Raw genomic sequence first — 2,791 nt, 5'->3', positions numbered from 1 at the left:
GGCATTCAGCATGCCCTCAAAACAGCGAGAGACACGCGAATCAGATTCATTGACCAGAAGCTATGAGCCGACGCTCAAGTGAAAGACCGAGGCTAGCCGATCACGCCGTGACCGGCGCGGCCGGCGCGACGGCGGCCCCGGTGTCCGGTGTGACGCAGCTCCTCGGGTCTTCCGGCCGGGTCCGGAACCGGTGGGGCGAGGTGCGTTCGGCCGGCCTGGCTCCGCGGGTTCGCCACATCGTGTCGACGGTGTTGCGATCACTCGCCGTCGTCAACGGACTACGGAGGTGACGGCGGCTCAGCCGTTCGCGAGGTTGACGAAGAACGTGCCGATGTTGGTGAAGATCTGCGCGACGCCGTCGCCGATGCTGCGGGCCACGTCGGCGGCCGGCCCCGGGTTCGTGCCGATCCAGAAGACCAGCAGGAACAGCAGCACCCAGCCCAGGATCTTCTTCACGGCATCCCCACCCCCACATCCGATTCATGATCCTCACACAACATGAGAGATCTGTGGGAAAGGCACGCCCAAACCTGAGAGGACACTGAGCAAACTGAAAGCAGCTCTATTTTGACAGTTACTCTCATTTCATGGCTACTTCCCAAGCGCGCTGGTTCGCGCTCGCCGCTCTGGCGTTCTGCACGCTCGCGGTCGGCCTCGACAGCACGGTGCTCAGCGTGGCGCTGCCGACGCTCGCCCACGACCTCGGCGCCACCACCGGTGACCTGCAGTGGTTCACCAACTCGTACCTGCTGGTGCTGGCCGCGGCGCTGCTGCCGGCCGGCATGCTCGGCGATCGGTACGGCCGCAAACGCTTCCTGCTCGGCGCGCTCGCGCTCTTCGGAGCGGCGTCCGCGTGGTGTGCGTGGGCGGACAGCACCGGCCAGCTGATCGCCGCCCGGGCCGTGCTCGGCCTGGCCTCCGCGGTGATCATGCCGTTGATCGGGGCGGTCCTCACGGTCGTCTTCGACGAGCGGACCCGGCCGCGTGCGCTCAGCATCTGGGTGACCGCGAACGCGCTCGGCATCCCGCTCGGCCCGCTGCTCGGCGGCTGGCTGCTCGACCACTTCTGGTGGGGCTCGGTGTTCCTGATCAACCTGCCGATCGTGGTGTTCGGGCTGCTCGCGGTCACGGCCTGGGTGCCGGAGTCGCACGGCGACCGGGAACGGCGGATCGACCCGGCCGGCATCGTGCTCTCCGCTGCCGGGCTGGTCGCGGTGACGTACGGGATCGTCGAAGCCGGCGAGAGGGGCCTCGGTGACCTGCGGTCGTCCCTGACGATCGCCGGAGGCGTCGTCGCCCTGATCGCCCTGGTCGTGTGGCAGCGGCGGGCGACGTCCCCGCTGATCGATCTCGGGCTGTTCCGGTCGCGCGGCTTCACCGGCGGCGCCGTGCTCGCCACGGTTGCCAGCTTCGCGTTCTTCGGGCTGCTCTTCGCGTTGCCGCAGTTCTTCCAGGCGGTCGAGGGGCGCGACGCGTTCGGCACCGGCCTGCGGTTGCTCCCGGTGATCGGCGGTCTGCTCGTCGGCGCCCGGCTCGCGGACCGGCTGGTCGCACGGTTCGGCGCCCGGGTAATCGTCGGGGCCGGGCTGGCACTGGTCGCGGGGGCGCTGCTCGCCGGCGCGCTGACCGGGGTGAACAGCGGTTACGGCTACGTCGCGGCCTGGGTCAGCGTGACCGGGCTCGGTCTCGGCTGCACGCTGCCGCCGTCGATGAACGCCGCGCTGGCCGCGCTCACCCCGGAACGCAGTGGCGTCGGGTCCGGTCTGATCCAGGCGATGCGGCAGGTCGGCAGCGCGATCGGCGTCGCGGTGCTGGGCACCGTGCTGAACTCGGGGTACCGCGACGAGATCGACGCCGCCGGGCTGCCGGCCGCCGCGCGGGACAGCGCCGCCTCCGGGGTGGCGCTCGCTCAGCGGGCCGGCGACCCGGGGATGCTGGAGACGGTCCGGCACGCGTTCACGCACGGGATGGACGTCGCGCTCGTCATCACCGGTGTCGTCGCCGTGGCCGGGGTGCTGCTCGCGCTGATCCTGCCGCGGCACGGGCGCCGCCCGGCCACCGGCTCACCGGAGACCGTGCTGGCAGAATCGGGGGTATGACCTCGACCCCCACCAGCCTGCGCGAACGCAAGAAGGCGAAGACCCGGGCCGCCATCCGCGAGCACGCGATGCGGTTGTTCGAGGAACAGGGATACGCGTCGACCACCGTGGACCAGATAGCGGAGGCGGCCGAGGTCTCGCCGAGCACGTTCTTCCGCTACTTCCCGGCGAAGGAGGACGTGATCCTGGTCGACGACTACGACCCGATGCTGGCCGAAGCGGTTCGCGCGCAGCCGCTGGACGTGCCGCCGATCGAAGCCATCCGGCGGGCCATGCGTGAGGTGTTCGCCCGGCTCACCCCGGACGTGTGGGAGAGCGAGCGCCGCCGGCAGAAACTGTTCGCCGAGGTGCCGGAGCTGCGGGCGCGGGCGGTGAACCAGATGAACGACGCGCTCGAACTGATCTGCGACGTGATCGCCGAGCGCACCGGTCTGCCGGCCGACGACCTGCGCGTCCGGGTGATGGGCGGCGCGATCGCCGGGGTGGTGCTGGCGATTCTGCCGCCGGGCCGGATGACCGGGAACTCGCCGCTGCAGCCGTCCGACTTCGAGCGTCTCGTGGAGGGCCTCGATCTGCTGCAGAAGGGTCTACCCCTCGGCTAGCTGTGATATCCGGGGACGTTGGTCGAGGAAGTGTGACCACTCGATCTGAGGATTGTTGATCCATCTCGCGAACAGGTGAAGGCCTCCAGC

At 69.9% G+C, this 2,791-nt stretch carries 3 protein-coding genes; 2 read left to right on the top strand and 1 reads right to left on the bottom strand.

From position 1 onward, the window contains the following. Positions 1–297 precede the first annotated feature (297 nt). A complete protein-coding gene (locus tag ACH442_RS47965; RefSeq protein ID WP_396344914.1) occupies positions 298–456 on the bottom strand; it encodes a hypothetical protein in 159 nt (52 codons plus the stop codon). A 131-nt stretch (positions 457–587) separates the two neighbouring features. Here ACH442_RS47965 and ACH442_RS47960 point away from each other — a divergent pair, with 131 nt between their 5' ends. Both ACH442_RS47960 and ACH442_RS47955 read left to right on the top strand, forming a co-directional pair. After that, entirely contained in the window at positions 588–2,099 is a 1,512-nt protein-coding gene (locus tag ACH442_RS47960) for an MFS transporter (protein WP_396344913.1), read from the top strand. Next, complete coding sequence (locus tag ACH442_RS47955; protein ID WP_396344912.1) at positions 2,096–2,701, top strand: TetR family transcriptional regulator; 606 nt, start codon at positions 2,096–2,098, stop codon at positions 2,699–2,701. The genes ACH442_RS47960 and ACH442_RS47955 overlap by 4 nt, the downstream gene beginning before the upstream one ends. Positions 2,702–2,791: the final 90 nt, after the last annotated feature.

The organism is Actinoplanes sp. NPDC020271 (assembly GCF_044388125.1).
Taxonomy (GTDB): Bacteria; Actinomycetota; Actinomycetes; order Mycobacteriales; family Micromonosporaceae; genus Actinoplanes.
The sequence above is the reverse complement of the archived record's forward strand: the minus strand, read 5'-3'. Positions and strand labels throughout refer to the sequence as shown.